Origin of the sequence: Amnibacterium sp. (genome assembly GCF_051956055.1) — a bacterium.
Lineage (GTDB): Bacteria > Actinomycetota > Actinomycetes > Actinomycetales > Microbacteriaceae > Amnibacterium.
Map to the genome: position 1 here is coordinate 16,286 of NZ_JBQCGC010000075.1, position 19,545 is coordinate 35,830.

The following is a 19,545-nucleotide window of genomic DNA, read 5'->3' on the forward strand; positions in this document are numbered from 1 at the left end:
GGACGCGGAGGGCCTCCTCCCCGAGGCGGGAGGAGCGAACGCGCTCCATCGGCTGAGCATAGGGCGGGCATAGGGCGCGCGTTCAGGCTCCCGTCATGCCCGAACCCCAGCGCGTGCTCGACGTGGAGATCGTCGTCCCCGTGTACAACGAGGCGCACGTGCTGCAGGAGAGCGTGCGGCGCCTGCACCGGACCCTCACGGAGCAGCTGACCGTCGCCTGGCGGATCACGGTCGTCGACAACGCGAGCACCGACGGGACCTTCGCCGTGGCGCGCGGCCTGGCGGAATCGCTGCCGGACGTCGCCGCGGTGCACCTCGACCGGAAGGGGCGCGGCCTCGCGCTCAGGACGGCATGGAGCGCCTCCGACGCCCGCGTGGTCGCGTACCTCGACGTCGACCTCTCGACCGACCTCGCGGGACTGTCCCCGCTCGTCGCCCCGCTGCTGTCGGGGCACTCGGACGTCGCGATCGGCACCCGCCTCAGCCGGGGGAGCCGCGTCGTGCGGGGCACCAAGCGCGAGTTCATCTCCCGCTCCTACAACGGCCTGGTCCGCGCGGTGCTGTCCGCATCGTTCACCGACGCGCAGTGCGGCTTCAAGGCGATCACCAAGCAGGCGGCGGACCGGCTGCTGCCGCTCGTGCGCGACGACGCCTGGTTCTTCGACACCGAGCTGCTCGTGCTCGCGGAGCGGTCCGGCCTGCGCATCCACGAGGTGCCCGTCGACTGGCAGGACGACCCGGACAGCCGGGTCGACATCGTGCAGACCGCGAAGGACGACCTGCGCGGCATCGTCCGCCTGTTCGGCGACCTCTCCCGGCACCGGCTCCCGGTCGAGGCGATCGCGGAGGAGCTGGGGCGTCGCCCGCTCGCCCCCGCGGTGCGCCCGGGCTTCCGCGGTCAGGTGATCCGCTTCGCCGTCGTCGGCGGGGCATCGACCGTCGCATACGCGCTGCTGTTCCTCGTGCTCCGTCCCCTCTTCGGCGCCCAGGCGGCGAACTTCCTCTCCCTCCTCCTCACCGCGCTCGGCAACACATGGGCGAACCGGTGGTTCACGTTCGGGGTGACCGGACGGCTCGGCGTCGTCCGCCATCACCTGCAGGGACTCGGGGTGTTCGGCATCGCCTGGGGGATCACCTCCGGATCCCTGCTCGGGCTGCACGCGGCGGAGCCGAAGGCCTCGCCGGTCGCCGAGATCCTCGTGCTCACCGTCGCGAACCTCGTGGCGACGGTGGTGCGCTTCGTCCTGCTGCGCGGCTGGGTGTTCCGCTCCCGGCGCGCCGCCCCAGACCCGGCCGCGCGCGCGGCCCCGACCGACCGACCGCAGACCAGCATGGAGCTCATCAAGTGACCTCGACGACCACCGGAACCCCGACCTCCGCCGGCCGCGCCCCTGCGGCGCTCGGCGCGCGACTCCGCACCCTCCCGACCGTGCTGTGGCGCGGTCGCGCGACGGACGCCGCCTGGGTGCGGCCCGCCTACCTCGGCCTGCTCGCGCTGACCGCGCTGCTCTACTGCTGGAACCTCGCCGTCAACGGCTGGGCGAACGCGTTCTACTCCGCGGCGGTGCAGGCGGGGGCGTCGAACTGGGAGGCGTTCCTCTACGGCTCCTCGGACGCCGGCAACTCGATCACGGTCGACAAGCCGCCCGCCTCGCTGTGGGTGATGGCCCTGTCCGTGCGCCTGTTCGGGCTGTCGCCGGCCAGCATCCTGCTGCCCGAGGCGATCATGGGCGTCCTCACGGTGGCGCTCGTCTTCGCCATCGTCCGCCGCCACTTCCCGCCCCAGGCGGCGCTGATCGCCGGAGCGGCGACGGCCCTCACGCCGGTCGCGACCCTGATGTTCCGGTTCGACAACCCCGACGCGCTCCTGGTGCTGCTCCTCACCCTCGCGACGTATCTCACGCTGCGGGGCGTCGAGGACGGGCGCGCGCGATGGCTGCTGTGGGCGGGTGTCGCCGTCGGGTTCGCGTTCCTCACCAAGCAGCTCCAGGCGTTCCTGATCCTGCCCGTGCTGGTCGGCGTGGTCCTGTTCGCCTCCCCGCGGCGGATCGGCGTGCGATTCGCGCACCTGTTCGGCGCGCTCGGCACCCTCCTCCTGTCCGCCGGGTGGTGGGTCGCGATCGTCACCCTCGTGCCGGCGAGCATGCGGCCGTACATCGGCGGGTCGCAGCACAACAGCTTCCTCGAGCTCACCTTCGGCTACAACGGGTTCGGTCGTCTCACCGGGAACGAGACCGGATCGGTGACCGGAGGCGGCGGAGTCCGCGGCAACGCCGGTGGCGGCGTGTGGGGCTCCACAGGCATCGGCCGCCTGTTCTCCGGCGAGTTCGGCACCCAGGTCGCCTGGCTCCTCCCCGCGGCGCTGGTGCTGCTCGTGGTCGGCGTCGTGGTGCTGTGGCGGCGCCCGCGGATCGACGGTGCCCGAGCGACGGTGCTGCTGCTCGGCGGCACGCTCGTCGTCACCGCGCTCGCCCTCAGCTTCGGAGCCGGGATCATCCACCCGTACTACTCGGTGGCCCTCGCCCCCGCGATCGGCGGCCTGGTCGGTGCGGGCGCCTGGCTGCTCTGGGAGCGCCGCGCGGCGCTGTGGGCGCGGATCGTCGCGGCGCTCGTCGTGCTCGGCACGACGTGGTGGTCGGTCGTGCTCATGGCGGAGGCGTCGAGCTTCCTGCCGTGGCTCCGCGTGGTCGTCGTGATGGCGGGGGTGCTCGCCGCTGTCGCGCTCGTGGCGCTGCCGTTCGTGCGGGCGTTCGCACCGATCGCCGTCGCCGCGGCGCTGATCGCCGCGCTGACCGCACCCCTGGCGTGGTCGGTGAACACCACGCTGACGGCGCACACCGGTTCGCTGCCGACCGCCGGGCCCGCGGTGAGCGTCGGGTTCGGCGGCACCCGCCCGCACTTCGGCCAGGGCGGCTTCGGCGGCCGACGGGCGTTCGGTGCGCAGGGCGGGTTCGGCGGATTCGGCGGCCGCGGGGGCTTCGGTGCGCAGGGCACGACCGGGACGGGGACCGGGCAGGGCGGCCTGGGCGCGCTGGCGGGCGGTGGCGGCGGCCTGCTCGGCGGCGACGTGCAGGTCGCCTCCGCCCTGGTGCAGGCGCTGCAGGCGAACGCGTCGCACTACACCTGGGCGGCTGCGGCGGTCGGGTCGCAGAACGCGGCGTCGTACCAGCTCGCCTCCGGCGAGGCGGTCATGCCGCTCGGCGGCTTCAACGGCAGCGACCCGTCGCCGACCCTCGCGCAGTTCGAGCGGTACGTGGCGGAGGGGCGCATCCACTACTTCATCGCGAGCGGTGGCATCGGGCGGTCGAACGGCGGCTCGAGCGCGTCCTCCGAGATCGCGTCGTGGGTCGAATCGCACTTCGCCTCGTCGACGGTGGGCGGCGTGACCGTGTACGACCTCAGCCCCGGCTCCGCGCTCGCAGGGGCGTGACCGAGCGCCCGGTCGGCCTGCTCCACCGCTCGAGGACTGATCCACCCGCTCGCGCGGGTGGATCAGTCCTTCAGGGGTGGAGTCCGGAGCTCAGCCGACCGGCGCGGCCGACGGCACGACCGGCGAGAACGGCTCCAGATCCTCCCCGCCCCGGTGCACCACGAGGCAGGTCGACTCCGGGACCTCGCGCCACGCTCCACGGAGGCCGCCGAGCGGCTCCGACGTCACGATGCGCGAGTCGAGCGCCAGCCGGTCGACGATCGGGTTGCCCGGGTACTGCTCGCGCAGCGTGCCGACGTCCGTGCTGCGGAACAGCGACCGGGACCGCCCTTCGCTCGAGTAGCGGAACGCCCAGAGCGTCCGGCCGTCCGTGGTCGCCACCGTCATCTGGATCGGGAACGGCTCCCCGTGCCGTCTGCCCGTCTCCTCGATGAGGCCGACCGCCCTGGCGACGGCCGCCGGCGGATCCTCCTCGAGCCCGAAGGTGAGCGCGAGGTGGAAGAACAGCTCGGAGTCCGTCGTGCCCTCGATGTCCGGGTACAGCTCCGGATCGACGGCGAACGCGAGCTCGCGTCGCACCGCCCGGAACCCGGCGATCGCCCCGTTGTGCATCCAGAGCCGGTCACCGTGCCGGAACGGGTGGCAGTTCGTCTGCTGCACCGCGGTGCCCGTCGAGGCGCGCACGTGCGCGAACAGCATGCCGGAGCGGATCGCTCCGGTGAGCTCGTGCAGGTTGCGGTCGTTCCAGGCGGGCTCCGTGCTCCGGAACAGCCCCGGTTCGGGGCCGTCCAGGTACCAGCCGAGCCCGAACCCGTCGCCGTTCGTGGGCTCGACGCCGAGCCGGGCGCGCATGCTCTGCACCACGAGCGAGTTCTCGGTCGTGTAGAGCAGGTCGCGGGCCAGCAGCGGGTCGCCCGAGTAGGCCATCCAGCGGCACATCGGTCGTCGCCTCCGTCCGGGCCCGCGGTCTCACGCCGCCTCCGCGAACACGGACCGCAGCCGCTCCTCCTGCTCGTCGCTCAGGTTCGACTGCGCGAGCTGCATCTCCTGGCCCGCGAACGCCTCGCGCACCTTGTCCACCACCGCGCCGGAGGAGAGCACGAAGAGCGCGGAGGTGCCCTCGGTGATCTCCTCCCTGGTCCGGCGGATGAACTCGTCGTCGATGCCGACGTCCCGCATGCTCCCCGCGAGCGCCCCCATCCCCGCGCCGACCGCGGCGCCGAGCAGCGGCACGAAGAAGATGAGACCGAACAGCAGACCCCAGAAGGCGCCGCCGAGCGCACCGCCGGCCTTCAGCCCCGAGAGCTGCTTCGTCTTCGGCCGCTTCGCGCCCTCGCGCCACGAGACGATCGCAGCGTCGTGGACGGTGATCAGGCCGCGCCGCTGCACGTCCAGCAGGGTGCGTTCGGCCTGGTCGGCGCCGTCGGCGCTCGCGAACTTCCAGACGGTCATGGTGGCCATCGATCTCTCCTTCATCCGACCGACCCGCGCGGGTCGGTCCGTCGGTGCCGGGAACGGCGGCTGCCGGTCCCGGTGCGGCGCCTCACCAGGCGCCCGTCTCGGTGCGTCTCGGCCAGAACGCGAGCGTGAGCATCAGGGCGGCGAACAGCACGATCTGCACCCCGAGTAGCAGGGACAGCACCAGCACCGTCACCTGCGGCCAGAGCACGGCGGCGAGACCGAAGACCACGTTCACGGCGCCCGCGAACACCAGCCAGCCCCATCCGGTGCCGTCGCGCAGCGCGATCGCGACCACGATGCGCAGCAGTCCGTGCGCGATCAGGACGATGCCGGTGAGGAACGCGAGGGTCACGAGGGTGACCTGGGGCCAGACGAGCGCGAGGACGCCACCGAGCCCGAGCAGGCCGCCGAACACGAGGGACACCCCGCGGCGGCCGGTGTCCCACTCGGCGGCGATCTCGGCGGCGCCGGCGAGGAGGAGGCCGAGCCCGACCAGGATCGCGAGCGCGCCCGCAGCCGCCGTGGGGTGGAACAGGAGCGCCACGCCGATCGCCATCGCGAGGATGCCGATCACACCCGCGGCGATGCGGGCGACGGGGGGTGACGGCGGGGCCGTCTCGCGGGTGGATCCCGGCAGTCGGGTGGACATCGTGGCTCCTCCCAGTCCGATCCGTGTCGAAGGTGGGGACACGACGATCCCCGGCCGATCGCGCCGGAGCATCACCCGCCGCGGATGACCCGTGCTCCGGCCCGTGGATCATCCGTGGCGGAGGACGCGGCGCCCCGGCGCGGGGAGCACGGTCGAGGGATGCGATCGGCATCCACCGTCACCGCGATCGTCGCGGTGCTGCTGCTCGGCGGCTGCGCCCAGCAGCCCTCCTCCGAGCCCACGACCCCGTCCTCCGGGCCGACGTCCCCGCTCCCCGCGTCGACGGCATCCGCCTCGACCGGGGTGTGCGCCGCAGCGGCGGACCTCCAGCGCTCGATCGATGCGCTGCAGGCCGTCGACCTCGGGCAGGGCGTCGGAGCCGCCAGGTCGGCGCTCACGCAGGTCCAGACCGACACGACCCGGCTGGTCACGGCCGTCGGGGCGGAGGGGTCCGCCGCCGTGGCGCGCATCGAGGCCGATGCGGCCGCGCTGCGGACGACGCTCGGCTCCGCGGCCACGGTCGCGCCGACCACGACGGCCGCCTCGGTCCGAGCGCAGATCGACCGGCTGGTCACGGACGTGACGAGCCTCATCGAGGGGGTGGCGGCCGGATGCCGACCTTGAGCGAGCCGCGATCGGCGACCCGGTCGGGGTCGCGCGACACTGTGGACGAGCGGCGCGCTCGGGGCCGGGCGGCCGCGAGGGCGCTGCCGCTGCCGGCGCTCGCCGATCTCGACCTCCCCGCCGATCGGGATCCGCTGCAGCTGCTCGAGGAGCAGGCGCGTCGTCGGCTGCCGGAGTTGCGCCCGATCCGGTACGGCCGGATGCTCGCGTCCCCGTTCGGGTTCCTCCGCGGCGCGGCGAGGGTCATGGCGATGGACCTGGCCGGGACCGCCAGGACGGGGCTGACGGCGCAGCTCTGCGGTGACGCGCACCTCGCCAACTTCGGGCTGTTCGGGTCGCCCGAGCGCCGGATGCTGTTCGACGCGAACGATTTCGACGAGACCCTTCCCGGTCCGTTCGAGGTCGACGTCCGGCGCCTCACGGCCAGTCTCGAAGTCGCCGCGCGCGAGCAGGGGATCGGGCGGAAGCAGCGACGGCGGCTTGTCCTCTTCGCCGGCCGCCGGTACCGGGAGGCGATGACGGCCTTCGCCGAGGAGCGCGACCTCGACGTCTGGTACTCGCGGCTCGACGTGAAGGCCCTGCAGCGCGAGCTCGCTCCGCAGCTCGATCCGAAGCGGCGGCAGCGGCTCGCGGACGCGGTAGCCAAGGCGAGGACGCGCGACAGCGTGCAGGCGTTCCATCGGCTCACCGAGGTGGTCGACGGGCGCCCGCGGATCCGTGCGGAGGCGCCGCTGCTCATCCCGATCCGTCACCTCATGGAGGACCTGGACGAGCGGGAGCTCACCGCCTGGATCGACGGGCTGCTGGCCGACTACCGGACGACGCTGCAGGCCGATCGTCGCGCCCTCCTGGAGCGCTACGAGTTCGTGGACCTCGCGAGGAAGGTCGTCGGGGTCGGCAGCGTCGGGACGCGCTGCTGGGTCGTGCTGCTGCGCGGCCGCGACGCCGACGACCCCCTCCTGCTCCAGGTGAAGGAGGCGGAGCCGTCGGTGCTCGCCGACGTGCTCGGCCCGAGCCGCTTCGAGAACCAGGGGGAACGCGTCGTCACGGGTCAGCGCCTGATGCAGCAGGCGAGCGACGTGTTCCTCGGCTGGTTGCGCACCCGCGGTGTGGACGGCGTCGAGCGCGACTTCATGGTCCGCCAGCTGCGCGACTGGAAGGGTGCCCTGGACCTCGCCCACGTGCAGCCGGACGGCCTCCGGCTCTACGGCGGGTACTGCGCGTGGTGTCTCGCCCGCGCGCACGCGCGGTCGGGGGACGCGGTGGCGATCGCCGGCTACCTCGGTGACACGGAGGCGTTCGAGGAGGCGCTCGCGGACTTCGCCGCCGCCTACGCCGATCGCACGGAGGCGGACCACGCGCTGCTCGCCCGCGCGGTTGTGGAAGGCCGCATCGATGCCCGAACCGACCTCTGACCGCCCCGGCGGGGACGATCGGACGGCCGCGGGGCCTGGGCGGGAGCTCCCGCTGCGGCGCCGGCCGCCGCGGGTCAGGCGGAGGGCCGTGCTCGACGGCGTCGGCACGGCGCTCGTCGTCACCGGCCTCGTGGTCGTCTACGCGCTCCTCCCGCTCCAGGGCCCCTTCCGGCCGCAGTCGGCCGTCGGGCTCACGGTGGGGCTCCTCACCGTCGCGCTGCTGCTGGCGTGGCAGGTGCGCGCGATCGTGCGGTCCGCGACGCCGGCCCTCCGCGCCCTCGAGGCCGTCGCCGTCTCGCTGACCGCGTTCCTCCTGCTGTTCGCCGCCGCCGACCAGGTGCTCGCGGACGGGGATCCGCGCGCCTTCACCCAGCCGCTCGACCGGATCGACGCGCTCTACTTCGTGGTGACCGTGTTCGCCACCGTCGGATTCGGCGACATCGCGCCCGTGAGCGAGACCGCACGGGTCGTCACCATGATCCAGATGATCGGCGACCTGGTGCTCATCGGGATCGGCCTCCGGGTGCTGCTCACCGCCGTCGATCGGGGGCGGCGGCGGACCGCGGAGGAGCCGGAGCCGCCGCCCTGACCCGATCCGGTCCGGTCCGGGGGTCAGCGGTGCGCCGCCTCCCGGTCCCGCTCCGCCTCCCGGTCCCGCTCCTCCTCCGGGGCCCGCTCCGCCTCCCGGTCCTGCTCATCCGGCGGGACCCGTTCGTCCGCGCGGGTCCGCTCGCCGGCCGGGGCCCGCTCCTCCTCGGCCGGGGCGGCCGCGGGCGGCTCGGTGGGCTTCGCGGGCGGCACCGGCCTGCTCCTCAGCCACTGCAGGGCGCCCAGGTAGAGCACGACGAGCGCGCCGACCCAGATGAGGGTGCTGATGGTCGGCGACGGCCAGAGCAGGAGCAGGACCGCGGCGACGACGACGCCGACCCACCGTGCGGCGTCGTGATGCGCGCGCACGGACGCGCCCACGCGGGCGAGTCCGTCCTCGAGCACGGGACGCGCCGCGGCCCACCGGACCGCGAGCCAGGACCGGTCCGGGGTCCGTGCGGCGGGCGGCGGGTCCGCGACCAGGTGCTCCGTCGGCGGCGCCACAGCTGGATCGGCGATCGGGGAGCCGGCGGTCCGGGGCTCGGCGACCGGTGTCGGGGAGCCGCTCGGCGCGGCCGGCTGCGCGCGCCGGATGCTGAGCCGGCGCGCGACGGTCGGTGCCAGCACGCCCCAGACCAGCGCACCCGCGAGGACGACGAGCGCGCCTCCTGCGAGCCACAGGGTCCACGCCCGCAGGCTCCCCGTCGCGAGGTCGAGCACGGCCGAGGTGGCCGCCCTGCTCGCCTCCGGCACCCGCGGCAGCACCACTCCCGGCGTGATGCGGAGGGAGACGAGGAGCAGGCCGGCGAGCACCGCCGTCGTCACGGACCAGCCGATGACCGCCGCGCGCCGGTGCCTGGCCGCGAGCAGCGCCCCGCCGAGCGCGAGCAGCGCGAGCAGGCCGGTCCACCACCAGGCGTCCTGCAGCAGCGCGATCGCCGTGTACAGCTGGGGTGCGTCCGACGGGGTGAGGAGGGTGACGCCGAGCCCGTTCGGGATCAGGGCGAGCACCTGTCCGACCAGACCCGTCCTCGCGGCAGGGGGCGCGAGCGCCTTCGCCTGCCCGATCGTGAACCGCACGGGCTGGCCCGCGACCAGCTGGGACTGCGCGGACGCGAGCGCTGCACGGGTGATCGGCCGGAACGCCTCCGAGACGAGCAGCTGGTGCACACCGGCCGTGACGAGGGACTCCACGCCGGACGCGACCGTCGGGCGGAACCGCTGCAGCGCGGGTGGCAGCAGATCGACACCCTGCGTGATGACGGTCTGCACCTCGGGCACGGCCATCACCGCGCCCGCGACGCGCTGCTCGATCCGCGCCCGCACCGCCGGGGTGTCGACGATCGCCTCCGCGTTCGCGACGAACACCGAGGTGGTGATCACGTTGTGCCGCAGCCAGAGCGACGTGCTCGACACCAGCAGCGCGAGCGCGCTGACGAGGACCAGCAGCGCACTCACGAATCGGCGCATCGTCCTCCCCCTCCACCGGCGGACGGTCGCCGCCGTGCCGTCCCAGCGTGCCCGGGAGGCCCGTCCCGCTGATCACCCCGCAGGGGTGAGGCGATGCGGGCGCCGGTCGGTCACGGTGATCCGATGACGGACACCTTGACCCGGAGCGCATCCCGCACGACGACGACGCAGGAGACCGAGATCGCCGACCCCGGCCTGATCGGCGACCTGCAGACCGCCGCGCTCGTGACCACCGACGGCTCCATCGACTGGTTCTGCACCCCGCGGTTCGACTCGGGGAGCGTGTTCGGCGCCCTGCTCGACGACGAGCGGGGCGGCCGGTTCCGCATCCGGCCGGTCGGCGACGACTGGACCTCGAAGCAGATGTACCTGCCCGACACCGCGATCCTCGTGACCCGGTTCTTCACCCCGGGCGGCATGGGGCAGGTCGTCGACTTCATGCCGCCGGTCGGGACGGCGGCGACCGATCGGCACCGGATCGTGCGCGTCCTGCAGTGCGTGCGCGGCGCGGTCACGTTCGACCTCGACGTCCGGCCGCGGTTCGACTACGGCCGCGGCCGGCATCACGTCGAGCTCGGTGCCGACGGCGCCGTGTTCGCCGCGGACGGGCAGCGGCTGACCGTGCACGTCGCGCGCGAACCCGACGACGAACGGCTCGCCGAGGTCCGGGTCGGCGACGCGGACCTGCACGCGAGGATCCCGCTGCGCGCCGGTCAGCTGCGCGGCGTGGTCATCGAGACGGGCGAGGCCGGCCCGCCGCGGGCCATGCGGGCCGCGGAGATCCGGCGGCTGCTCGACGACACGATCGCCTACTGGCGCACCTGGCTCGGCGGCTCGACCTACACGGGCCGGTGGCGCGAGGAGGTGCAGCGCTCGGCGATCACGCTGAAGCTGATGACCTACGCGCCCTCCGGCGGCATCGTCGCGGCGCCGACCGCGGGGCTCCCCGAGCAGGTGGGCGGCGAGCGCAACTGGGACTACCGGTACACGTGGGTCCGCGACGCCTCGTTCTCCGTGCACGCGCTGCTCCGGCTGGGCCTCGGCGAGGAGGCGGCGGCGCTCGGCGGCTGGCTCGGTGCGCGCATCCGGGAGCGCATGAGCGACGGCGGCGACCCGCTCGGGATCATGTACCGCGTCGACGGGTCCTCCGACCTGCACGAGGAGGTGCTGCCGCACTGGCGCGGCTACCGCGGCTCCGCTCCTGTCCGCATCGGCAACGGCGCGGCCGGCCAGCTGCAGCTCGACATCTACGGCGAGGCGCTCGACAGCACGGTCGCGGGGATCCGGGCCGGCCTCGTGCTGCCCCACCAGGGCTGGTACGCGGTGGCGCACGTGCTCGACTGGCTCGCCGACCACTGGGATCAGCCGGAGGAGGGGATCTGGGAGACCCGGGGCGGCCGGCAGGCGTTCACCTACGGCCGGGTGATGAGCTGGGTGGCCTTCGATCGGGGGCTGCGGCTCGCGACCGAACGCGGGCTGCCCGCGCCGCAGGCGAGGTGGAGCCGGGAGCGGGACCGCATCTACCGGCAGGTGTTCGAGCAGGGGTTCTCGGCGGAGCGCCACGCGTTCGTGCAGCACTACGGCACGCGGGTGCTCGACTCCTCGCTGCTGCGCATGCCGACGGTCGGCTTCATCGACGGGCGCGACCCGCAGTGGCTCTCGACCCTCTCCGCGATGGACGACGAGCTCGTCACCGACAGCCTCGTCTACCGGTACGACCCGGAGGCGTCACCGGACGGGTTGCGTGGATCGGAGGGCACGTTCTCCCTCTGCACCTTCTCGTACGTGGAGGCGCTCACCCGCGCGGGTCGGCTCGACGACGCCCGCACCGCCTTCGAGAAGATGCTCACCTACGCGAACCACGTGGGGCTGTTCTCCGAGGAGATCGCGCTCACCGGCGAGCAGATCGGCAACTTCCCGCAGGCGTTCACCCACCTCGCGCTCATCGATGCGGCGGTGTCGCTCGACGCCGCGCTCGACGGGCGCGGGCTCCACTGACCCGCCATGAGCACCGAGGTCGTGGAGCGCGCCGGCCGCATCGTGCTGCCGCTCGCGCTCGCGCAGTTCATCGCGAGCTACGCGGCGTCGAACATGAACGTCGCGATCAGCACGATCGCGCACGACCTGCGGACGGACGTCGCGGGGATCCAGACGACCATCACGCTGTTCACGCTCACGATGGCGGCGCTGATGATCCCCGGCAGCAAGCTGACGGACATCATCGGTCGCCGGCGCTGCTTCGTGATCGGTCTCGGCATCTACGGCACCGGTGCCCTGCTCGCGGCGTTCGCGCAGGGGCTGCCGCTGCTCATGATCGGGTACTCGCTGCTCGAGGGCGTCGGCTCGGCGCTGCTCATCCCCCCGATCTACATCCTCATCACCGTCGTCTTCAGCGACCTGAAGTCGCGAGCCAGGTGGTTCGGCGCCGTCAGCGGCGCCGCCGGGCTCGGGTCCGCCGCCGGCCCGCTGATCGGCGGCCTCATCACGAGCTTCATCAGCTGGCGGGCCTCCTTCCTGCTGCAGGTGCTGGTGGTCGCGGGCATCGCGCTGCTCGCGCTCCGCATCACGGAACCCGCCAGGACCGGCCCACGCCCCGGCTTCGACGTGATCGGCGCCGTGCTCTCGGCGACGGGGCTCTTCCTCCTCGTCTTCGGCATCCTGCAGACGAACCGGTCCGGTTGGGGGAGCCCGACCGTGTGGCTCTCCATCGCGGCCGGGATCGGCGTCCTGGCCGTCTTCCTGGTCCTCGGCGGCCGCAGGGAGCGGCGCGGCCGCACCCCACTGGTCTCCCCGTCGCTGCTGCGGAACCGCACGTCGAACCTGGGGCTGGTGACGCAGACCGTGCAGTGGCTCGTGATGCAGGGGGCGTTCTTCGTGATCTCCGTGTTCCTGCAGCAGCAGCGCGGGTTCTCGGCGATCCAGACCGGGCTCATGCTCGTGCCTGCGACCGTCGGCGTGCTCACGGCCTCCGCGCTCGCGCCGAGGATGGCGCGCCGGCTCCCGCAGCGCACCCTCATCCGCGTGGGCTTCACGCTCACCGTCGTGGGGCTGCTGCTGCTCGTCGCGCTCGTCCGCGCCGACTCGGCGATCTGGACGTTCTGGCCCGGGCTGCTGTTCATAGGCTTCGGGGTCGGCGTGATGCTCACGGCCTCCGTCAACCTCGTGCAGTCCGCGTGGCCGGAGGAGGTGCAGGGCGACATCTCGGGGGTGTCGAGGAGCGTCTCGAACCTCGGCTCGTCGCTGGGCGTCGCGATCGCGGGATCCGTGCTCGTCGCCGCGCAGTCGCGCGGCACCCCGCCGTTCCTCAGCGCGCTGACCGTGATCGTCGTCGCGGGGGTGCTCGGCTGGGTGGCGGCGCTGCTGCTGCCGAGGACGGAGCGGCGCGCGCCAGCGGAGCCGTCCCGGGCCACGCGCTGACAGAACGCACTGACGGGTGCGGAGGCGGGCAGCCTCCGCACCCGTCGACGGGCGCTGCGCCGTGCGCGTCAGGCGGACTCCTTCAGCTCGCCGCCGTGGACCGTGATCGCGTAGATCACGATGACGTCGAGGGCGATGACGATCGTCGCCCACACGGGGTAGGCGCTGATGAACGCGAGGTTCACGACCGCGCTGATGGCGGCCAGGACGATGCCCGCGATGCGGGCGGCGAGGTTGCCGACGAACAGCCCGAGCCCGGCCAGCACCGAGGCCGCGCCGAGGACGAGGTGCGTCCATCCCCACGCCGAGTAGTTCACCTGGACGAGGAGGCCGTTCGCGCCGACGAGGTAGAAGCCCTGGCGGAACAGCGCCACGAGCCCCTCGATCGCCTGGAAGACGCCCGACAGGACGAGCATTGCGCCGGCGAAGATCACCCAGCCGGTCCAAGCGGACGGCTCGGTGCGCCGGGAGGCCGGTGGTGATTCGGCCGCCCGGGGCGGTTGCTCCATGGTGGATTGCGAGGTCTGGGTCATCGGTCCGTCCTTTCCTGTGTGCCGTCCGCGCCGGTGGATCCTGTCCGGCAGCGGGCCCACCTGGGGTGGTGCTCGCAGCGTCGCCGGGTCCGCTGCGGCTGGCATCGTCCGCGGCGCATGAATTCGCGCCGCGACCCGCTCAGAGCAGGTCGAGCTCGCGGGCGCGCCGCACGGCGTCGTTCCGTCGGGCGACCCCGAGCTTGCGGAGGATGCTGCGGATGTGGGTGCGCACGGTGTTGACGGACACGAACATCGTCGCCGCGATCTCCTCCGTGGAGAGCAGCTCGGCGAGGTGCTGCAGCACCTCGGCCTCCCTCGCGCTGAGCGGCTCGATCACGGCCGGGGCGGCCGGCCGCTGCGGGGGCGCCGCTTCGGCGTGCACTCTGGCCGTGGGGTTCAGCCACCGCGCGTCCTCGCGGAGCGCGGGGACGGTCCGCAGCGCGCGCCGCACCTGCGGTGGCGCGTCGAGGAACGGCAGCCGGAGCAGCTCGCTCCGAGCGCGGCCGAGCGCGGCGAGCAGCGTTTCGATCCCGGCTGCCTCCCGGCCGACGGTGAGCAGCCAGGCGCCGCGCAGCAGCAGCGACTCGACCTGCACGGCGAGCCCGGCGCCGGCCTCCGGCTCCGCCGGCGCCGTGCCGCCCGGCCCACCGGCGACCAGAGCGACACGGGCGAGCAGCCGGTCCCGCCAGCCCAGATCGCCGACCTCGTCGAGCAGCGCCGCTGCGGTCGACGGCTCGTGGCGGGCGATCGCGAGTCGGACCGCCTCCCCGACCACGTGCTCGCGCGCCCACCCCGGTAGGGCGCGGTCGTGCAACCAGGGCTCGAGCCGCCCGATCGCCTCGTCGTACTCGCGGTGCAGCCGGTGCGACCGGCTGGTCAGCACGGCGAGCGCGGGAGCGGTGGAGGCGCTCTCGGCCCCCGGACGTCGACCCGCCCTGGCGCTCCAGTCGGCGGCCTCGGCCAGGGAGAACCGCTGCAGGAGCGCCCAGCCGGTCGCCGTCGCCGCGGCCGAGCGGAGCGGGCGGGGACCCGCACCGTCCTCGACCGCGAGCTCATCCGACTCCGCGGCCGAGCGCAGCGCCTGCGTGAGGTCGCCGTCGAGCGCCTCCAGGACGGCCAGGTCGGCCACCGCCAGGCCCCGGACCGCGCCGGCCCCCGCCTCCCGCGCCGCCGCCGCCGCCGTCCTGAGGTCCGCGCGCAGCCGGTCCGCCGGCTCGTCGGAGCGGAGCGCGCCGACCGCGAGGTCGACGCGCAGCACCGCCATCGCCTCGCGCCGCTCCTCGGGGGGCAGCGCCTCGATCAGCGGGTCGACCGCCGAGGCGTCCGTCGTCGCCGCGGCGAGGTCGCCCCGCCGGGTCGCATCCGTGAGGCAGGTCAGCGCCGCGGACGCGCGCAGCCGAAGCCGGTCCCCCTCCTCGCTCGCCCTGGCGGCCGCGGCGAGGTCGTCCGGGTCCGGGTCCCGGCCGTCCGCGACGGCCGCGGCGGCCCGCAGCACCGCGGCGTCGGACCCCCGGCCGTCGGCGAGCGGCCGGTCCGCGCGCCGCCAGAGGGCGTCGGTGCCGCGGGCGAGCCACCGCGGCGCGGAGAGCTCGTCGAGCAGGAGCTGGGCGACGAGGTCGCGGTCCTCCGCCGCGAGCGCGTGGTCCACCGCCTCCGCGACGGACCCGTGGTCGGCGTACCAGCGGGCGCACCGCCGGTGCAGCGGCGCCACCGCACCGTGGCGCTCGGCGCTCAACCGGCCGAGGAGCGTCTCCCGCAGCAGCGGATGCAGCCGGTAGCCCCCGGGGGCGTCCGGCGCCTCCTCCACGAACGCGTTCGCCCGTGCGAGCGCGCCGAGCACGCGGCCCGGGCACGGCGTGCCGGTCAGGTCCGCGACGAGCTCCGGCCACAGGTCTCCGGGCACCGCGGCGTGGAGGAGGAAGCGCCGCAGCTCGGCGGGGAGCGGGTCCAGCACCTCGGCGGACAGGTACCTGGCGATCTCGCCGTCGTCCTGCGCGAGCGAGGTGGCCGGGCGCGGCGTGGCGCGGGCGATCGGGGCGGCGAGCCGGATGCCAGCCGCCCAGCCCTGCGTCTCCGCTCGGAGCGCCTCCGCTGCCTCCTGATCGACCGGCACGGCGAGCGCGGCGAGGAGCTCGCGCGTCTCGTCGGCGGTGAAGCGGATGCGGCCCGCGTCGATGAGCGAGACGGAGCCGGCGAGCCGGTAGCGGTGGACGGGCAGCTGCGGCTCCGCCCTGCTGCACAGCACGAGGCGCAGCCCCCGCCCGGCGGTCCTGACGAGCAGGTCGAGCCCGGTCGTGACCGCGGGTGCCGAGAGCACGTCCGCGTCGTCGAGCACGAGCACCGCTGGGCGTTCGAGCGCGGCGAGCCGGCCCGCGAGCTCGGGCACGAACCACGTCGGCGTGCCCTCGAGCGGCGTCGGCAGGGGGTGGTCGCGGAGGACGCCGGCCCGGTCGAGCGCCTGCACCGCGTCGGCCCAGAACTCGGCGGGGTCGTCGTCGTACGGGTCCAGGCTCAGCCATGCCACCGGCGTCCGGGCGGCCTCCTCCGCGGCCCATCGAGCGGTGAGCGTGGTCTTGCCGGCCCCGGCCGGTGCGCGGACGAGTGTGAGCGGTGCGCGACGCACGGCCCGGGACAGCGCCCGGGAGAGGCGGGGCCGGTCGATCGTCGTCCTCGGCAGCGCCGGAGGCGCCAGCTTCGCTGCTGGCGCAGCGGTGCGAGGGACGGGCGGCGTCCGGGGCGGTTCGACGACCGTCGGACTCGTCATGAGCATCCTTCCGCGCGGCGCTCGGGTCGCGGCGCGCTGTCGGGCGTCGACGCCGGGCGGGGATCCCGCGCGCCGAGCGGTCCCAGCACCGTCGGGTGCGCGCAGGGGACGGAGCAGGGGCGAAAGTCACCCCCGCGGCCGGCGCCGGAGGAGCGTGCTGAAGGACCCGGGAGCGGGAGGGACGGAAGGCGCTAGCGTCTCGCTCATGCGCATCCTGATCGTCGGAGCCGGGGGAGTGGGCGATGCGATCGCCAAGATCGCCGCGACCCGGTCGTTCTACGAGGCCGTGGTCGTCAGCGACTACGACGTCTCCCGTGCCGAGCGCACGGTCGCCTGGATCACCGAGCGGCACGGCGCGGAGGTCGGCGCCCGGTTCTCGACGAGCCGCATCGACGCCTCCGACCCGGACGCGGTCGCCGCGGTGGCGCGCTCGAACCGGGCCACGCACGTCATGAACGCGGTGGAGCCGAAGTTCGTGCCCTCCGTGTTCGCGGGCGCGCTCGCCGCAGGCGCCGACTACCTCGACATGGCGATGAGCCTCTCCGAGCCCCATCCCGTGCAGCCCTTCACCGCGACCGGGGTGAAGCTCGGCGACGACCAGTTCGCGCAGGCGGGCGACTGGGAGGCGGCCGGGCGGCTCGCGCTCGTCGGGATGGGTGTCGAGCCGGGCCTCAGCGACGTGTTCGCGCGCTACGCGGCGGATCATCTCTTCTCGTCCATCGACGAGCTCGGGGTGCGGGACGGCGCCAACCTCGTGGTGCGGGACGACGCGGGCCGGGAGATCTTCGCGCCGTCGTTCTCCATCTGGACCACGCTCGAGGAGTGCTTGAACCCGCCGGTGATCTGGGAGCGGGCGACCGGCTGGACGACGACCGAGCCGTTCAGCGAGCCGGAGGTCTTCGAGTTCCCCGACGGCATCGGCCCGGTCGAGTGCGTCAACGTGGAGCACGAAGAGGTCCTCCTCATGCCCCGCTGGCTCGACGCCGAGCGGGTCACCTTCAAGTACGGGCTCGGGGCCGAGTTCATCGGCGTGCTGAAGACCCTCCGGGACCTCGGGCTCGCCTCCACCGTCCCGATCCGGGTGCGGAGCGCCGCCGGACCGGTCGAGGTCGCGCCGCGGGACGTGGTCGCCGCCGCGCTGCCCGACCCCGCGACCCTCGGGCCCCGGATGACGGGCAAGACCTGCGCGGGCACCTACGTGAAGGGCACGGGCAAGGACGGGGCGCCGAAGGCGGTGTACCTGTACCACGTGTCCGACAACGAGGACACGATGCGCGACTTCGACAGCCAGTGCGTGGTCTGGCAGACGGCGCTCAACCCGGTGATCGCGCTCGAGCTCCTCGCGCGCGGCGACTGGTCGGGCGTCGGCGTGCTCGGGCCGGAGGCGTTCGACGCCGCCCCGTACCTGGAGCTGATGGCGAAGCCGGTGGCCGATGGCGGCTACGGGCAGCCCTGGGGCGTCTCCGACCGCTGAGCCGCAGCCGGAGGGTCAGAGCGCGCCGGTGCAGAGCGCGGCGAAGCCGAGGCAGAGCAGGAAGGTGACGACCACCAGCACCGTGGTGGCGGTGATGCGGTGCCGCTCGGACCAGAGCAGCTGCGACCGTGCCGTGCGGCGGACCTCGGCGAGGTGCACGGGCTGGTTCAACGCCTCCAGCTTCGCCCCGATGTGGTGCGCGACGGCGAGGAGCTGCTCGTCCGTCCACCACCGGTCCGACATGCGGTGGATGGCCCGGTCGCCGCTGTCGAGCAGGAAGAGGTGTTTGTTCGTGCTCACCCCGTCGCCGTTGTAGATCGTCCGGATCACGGCGCGCGCCACCTGCGAGCGCGACAGGTGCGCTCCGCCGATGCGGCCCGTCCAGTACGTGGTGATCCCGTCCGGGTCGAGCAGGGTGCGGATGCGCAGCGCCGGGAGGATCACGATCGCGGCCACCACGAGCGACACCAGGCCGATGACCCCGGCGATGACCGGCCGACCGGTCTGCGCGGCGATGACGATCGCGACCGCTGCGCCGGGGACGACCAGCGCGATGTTCCCGGCCGCCGTGGTGCGCCACGCGAGGTGCCGGAGGGGCCGGAGGGTCCGCTCCGCCACGGGTGCCGTCGTCATGCCGTGCACGGTAGGGCTCGCGCGGCGACCCGGCCAGCCCCCAGACGACGGGCCCCGCCTCCTGCGCGGCGCTGCGCCGCCCTTCCCGGGCGAGATCCGTCAATCCCGGCGACTTTGCACGCCCGGATTGACGGAAGACGCCCGGAAACAGAAAGGACCCCCCGCGCACCCGCCAGAGCCCGGTTGCCCTTGCTGCGTTTCCGCCCTGGGGGAGTTGGCCTGGATGGCGCCACGCGGGGAGCCGGCGTCGATCGTACCGGACTGCGCGAGCGGGTCCCGGGCCCGGTAGGATGCTCGACGGCCTCGCGGCTCGCCGCGACCAGGAGGATTCGCCTAGTGGCCTATGGCGCACGCTTGGAAAGCGTGTTGGTGTAACAGCCTCGGGGGTTCGAATCCCCCATCCTCCGCCAGCATCCGAACCGACCCCGTGCTCCGTGCCGGGTCAGGCCACGCCGCTCGTGCCGAGCCAGGTGCCGATCAGGAACGTCGCCGCGAGGGCGATCGCGCCGCCGAGGACCACCCGGAGCGTCGGGCGACCGATCGGGCTGCCGCCGATCCACGCGCTCGTCGCGCCCGTGACCGCGAGCGCGAGCAGCACCGCCACGAACGTCACGGGGATCCGGATCGACGCCGGTGGCAGGAGCACAGCGAGCATCGGGAGCAGCGATCCGATGAAGAACGCGAGCGCCGACGCCCCCGCCGCCTGCCAGGGGCTCACCACGTCGGCCTCCTTGATGCCGAGCTCGGCCTCGAGGTGGGCGCTGAGGGCGTCGTGCGCCGTGAGCTCCTCGGCGACCGTCCGCGCCGTCGCTGCCGACAGGCCCTTCGCCTGGTAGATCCCCGCGAGCTCCAGCAGCTCCTGCTCGGGGGTCTCGGCGAGCTCCTGTCGCTCCTTGACGATGAGCGCCCGCTGGCTGTCGCGCTGGCTGCTGACCGAGACGTACTCACCGAGCGCCATCGAGATCGCGCCGCCGACGACCCCGGCCACGCCTGCCGTCAGGATCGGGGCGGTCGCCGAGGTCGCGCCGGCGACGCCGACCACGATCGCCGCGACCGAGACGATGCCGTCGTTCGCGCCGAGCACGCC

The 19,545-nt window shown here is 74.1% G+C and carries 16 protein-coding genes, 1 tRNA gene and 1 other RNA gene; 9 read left to right on the plus strand and 9 right to left on the minus strand.

Going from position 1 to position 19,545, the window contains the following annotated elements:
* Positions 1–95: 95 nt before the first annotated feature.
* Positions 96–1,349, plus strand: coding sequence for a glycosyltransferase (locus ACTHLI_RS10835; protein WP_440183481.1), 1,254 nt, complete (start codon positions 96–98; stop codon positions 1,347–1,349).
* Entirely contained in the window at positions 1,346–3,430 is a 2,085-nt protein-coding gene (locus tag ACTHLI_RS10840; RefSeq protein WP_440183483.1) for a glycosyltransferase family 39 protein, read from the plus strand. The genes ACTHLI_RS10835 and ACTHLI_RS10840 overlap by 4 nt, the downstream gene beginning before the upstream one ends.
* 90 nt (positions 3,431–3,520) lie before the next feature.
* Here the strand turns inward: ACTHLI_RS10840 and ACTHLI_RS10845 are convergent, their stop codons facing one another.
* The 3 genes from ACTHLI_RS10845 to ACTHLI_RS10855 all read right to left on the minus strand — a co-directional run bounded on the left by ACTHLI_RS10845 (position 3,521) and on the right by ACTHLI_RS10855 (position 5,540).
* Positions 3,521–4,369, minus strand: coding sequence for a class II glutamine amidotransferase (locus ACTHLI_RS10845; protein WP_440183484.1), 849 nt, complete (start codon positions 4,367–4,369; stop codon positions 3,521–3,523).
* A gap of 30 nt (positions 4,370–4,399) precedes the next feature.
* On the minus strand, positions 4,400–4,891 hold the full coding sequence (locus ACTHLI_RS10850) for a DUF1269 domain-containing protein (protein ID WP_440183486.1): 492 nt from the start codon (positions 4,889–4,891) through the stop codon (positions 4,400–4,402).
* 82 nt (positions 4,892–4,973) lie between these two features.
* A complete protein-coding gene (locus ACTHLI_RS10855; RefSeq protein WP_440183487.1) occupies positions 4,974–5,540 on the minus strand; it encodes a DUF308 domain-containing protein in 567 nt (188 codons plus the stop codon).
* A 159-nt stretch (positions 5,541–5,699) separates the two neighbouring features.
* Here ACTHLI_RS10855 and ACTHLI_RS10860 point away from each other — a divergent pair, with 159 nt between their 5' ends.
* From ACTHLI_RS10860 to ACTHLI_RS10870, 3 genes are all read left to right on the plus strand, one after another.
* Positions 5,700–6,164: a hypothetical protein gene (locus ACTHLI_RS10860; protein ID WP_440183488.1), complete on the plus strand. Its 465-nt coding sequence runs from the start codon at positions 5,700–5,702 to the stop codon at positions 6,162–6,164.
* On the plus strand, positions 6,152–7,579 hold the full coding sequence (locus ACTHLI_RS10865; RefSeq protein WP_440183489.1) for a DUF2252 domain-containing protein: 1,428 nt from the start codon (positions 6,152–6,154) through the stop codon (positions 7,577–7,579). Before ACTHLI_RS10860 ends, ACTHLI_RS10865 begins: the two co-directional genes overlap by 13 nt.
* A gap of 88 nt (positions 7,580–7,667) precedes the next feature.
* Positions 7,668–8,168 (plus strand): potassium channel family protein, encoded by a 501-nt coding sequence (locus tag ACTHLI_RS10870; RefSeq protein ID WP_440183491.1) that lies wholly within the window; start codon positions 7,668–7,670, stop codon positions 8,166–8,168.
* Positions 8,169–8,191: 23 nt separating this feature from the next.
* Here the strand turns inward: ACTHLI_RS10870 and ACTHLI_RS10875 are convergent, their stop codons facing one another.
* Complete coding sequence (locus ACTHLI_RS10875) at positions 8,192–9,625, minus strand: hypothetical protein (RefSeq protein ID WP_440183492.1); 1,434 nt, start codon at positions 9,623–9,625, stop codon at positions 8,192–8,194.
* Positions 9,626–9,760: 135 nt separating this feature from the next.
* Between ACTHLI_RS10875 and ACTHLI_RS10880 the strand changes: the two genes are divergently transcribed.
* Positions 9,761–11,635, plus strand: a complete 1,875-nt coding sequence (locus tag ACTHLI_RS10880; protein WP_440183493.1) for a glycoside hydrolase family 15 protein — start codon at positions 9,761–9,763, stop codon at positions 11,633–11,635.
* 6 nt (positions 11,636–11,641) lie between these two features.
* Positions 11,642–13,054: an MFS transporter gene (locus tag ACTHLI_RS10885; RefSeq protein ID WP_440183494.1), complete on the plus strand. Its 1,413-nt coding sequence runs from the start codon at positions 11,642–11,644 to the stop codon at positions 13,052–13,054.
* A 68-nt stretch (positions 13,055–13,122) separates the two neighbouring features.
* Here ACTHLI_RS10885 and ACTHLI_RS10890 read toward each other — a convergent pair whose 3' ends face one another.
* Both ACTHLI_RS10890 and ACTHLI_RS10895 read right to left on the minus strand, forming a co-directional pair.
* The gene (locus ACTHLI_RS10890; protein ID WP_440183495.1) at positions 13,123–13,587 is read right to left on the minus strand and encodes a DUF7144 family membrane protein; all 465 of its coding nucleotides are present in this window, start codon (positions 13,585–13,587) and stop codon (positions 13,123–13,125) included.
* Between the two features lie 139 nt (positions 13,588–13,726).
* Positions 13,727–16,351: a LuxR C-terminal-related transcriptional regulator gene (locus ACTHLI_RS10895; RefSeq protein WP_440183497.1), complete on the minus strand. Its 2,625-nt coding sequence runs from the start codon at positions 16,349–16,351 to the stop codon at positions 13,727–13,729.
* Positions 16,352–16,556: 205 nt separating this feature from the next.
* Between ACTHLI_RS10895 and ACTHLI_RS10900 the strand changes: the two genes are divergently transcribed.
* The gene (locus ACTHLI_RS10900; RefSeq protein WP_440183498.1) at positions 16,557–17,825 is read left to right on the plus strand and encodes a saccharopine dehydrogenase family protein; all 1,269 of its coding nucleotides are present in this window, start codon (positions 16,557–16,559) and stop codon (positions 17,823–17,825) included.
* A gap of 15 nt (positions 17,826–17,840) precedes the next feature.
* Here the strand turns inward: ACTHLI_RS10900 and ACTHLI_RS10905 are convergent, their stop codons facing one another.
* Positions 17,841–18,458 carry a hypothetical protein gene (locus ACTHLI_RS10905; protein WP_440183499.1) on the minus strand — a complete coding sequence of 206 codons (618 nt, stop codon included), beginning with the start codon at positions 18,456–18,458 and terminating at the stop codon, positions 17,841–17,843.
* 149 nt (positions 18,459–18,607) lie between these two features.
* Positions 18,608–18,704, minus strand: an RNA gene (ffs, locus tag ACTHLI_RS10910) — signal recognition particle sRNA small type.
* A gap of 76 nt (positions 18,705–18,780) precedes the next feature.
* On the opposite strand from ffs, the gene ACTHLI_RS10915 reads away from it, so the two are divergent.
* Positions 18,781–18,868: transfer RNA gene (locus tag ACTHLI_RS10915), tRNA-Ser, on the plus strand.
* A 32-nt stretch (positions 18,869–18,900) separates the two neighbouring features.
* Here ACTHLI_RS10915 and ACTHLI_RS10920 read toward each other — a convergent pair.
* On the minus strand, positions 18,901–19,545 hold a 645-nt coding region (locus tag ACTHLI_RS10920; RefSeq protein ID WP_440183500.1), incomplete at its 5' end, for a VIT1/CCC1 transporter family protein.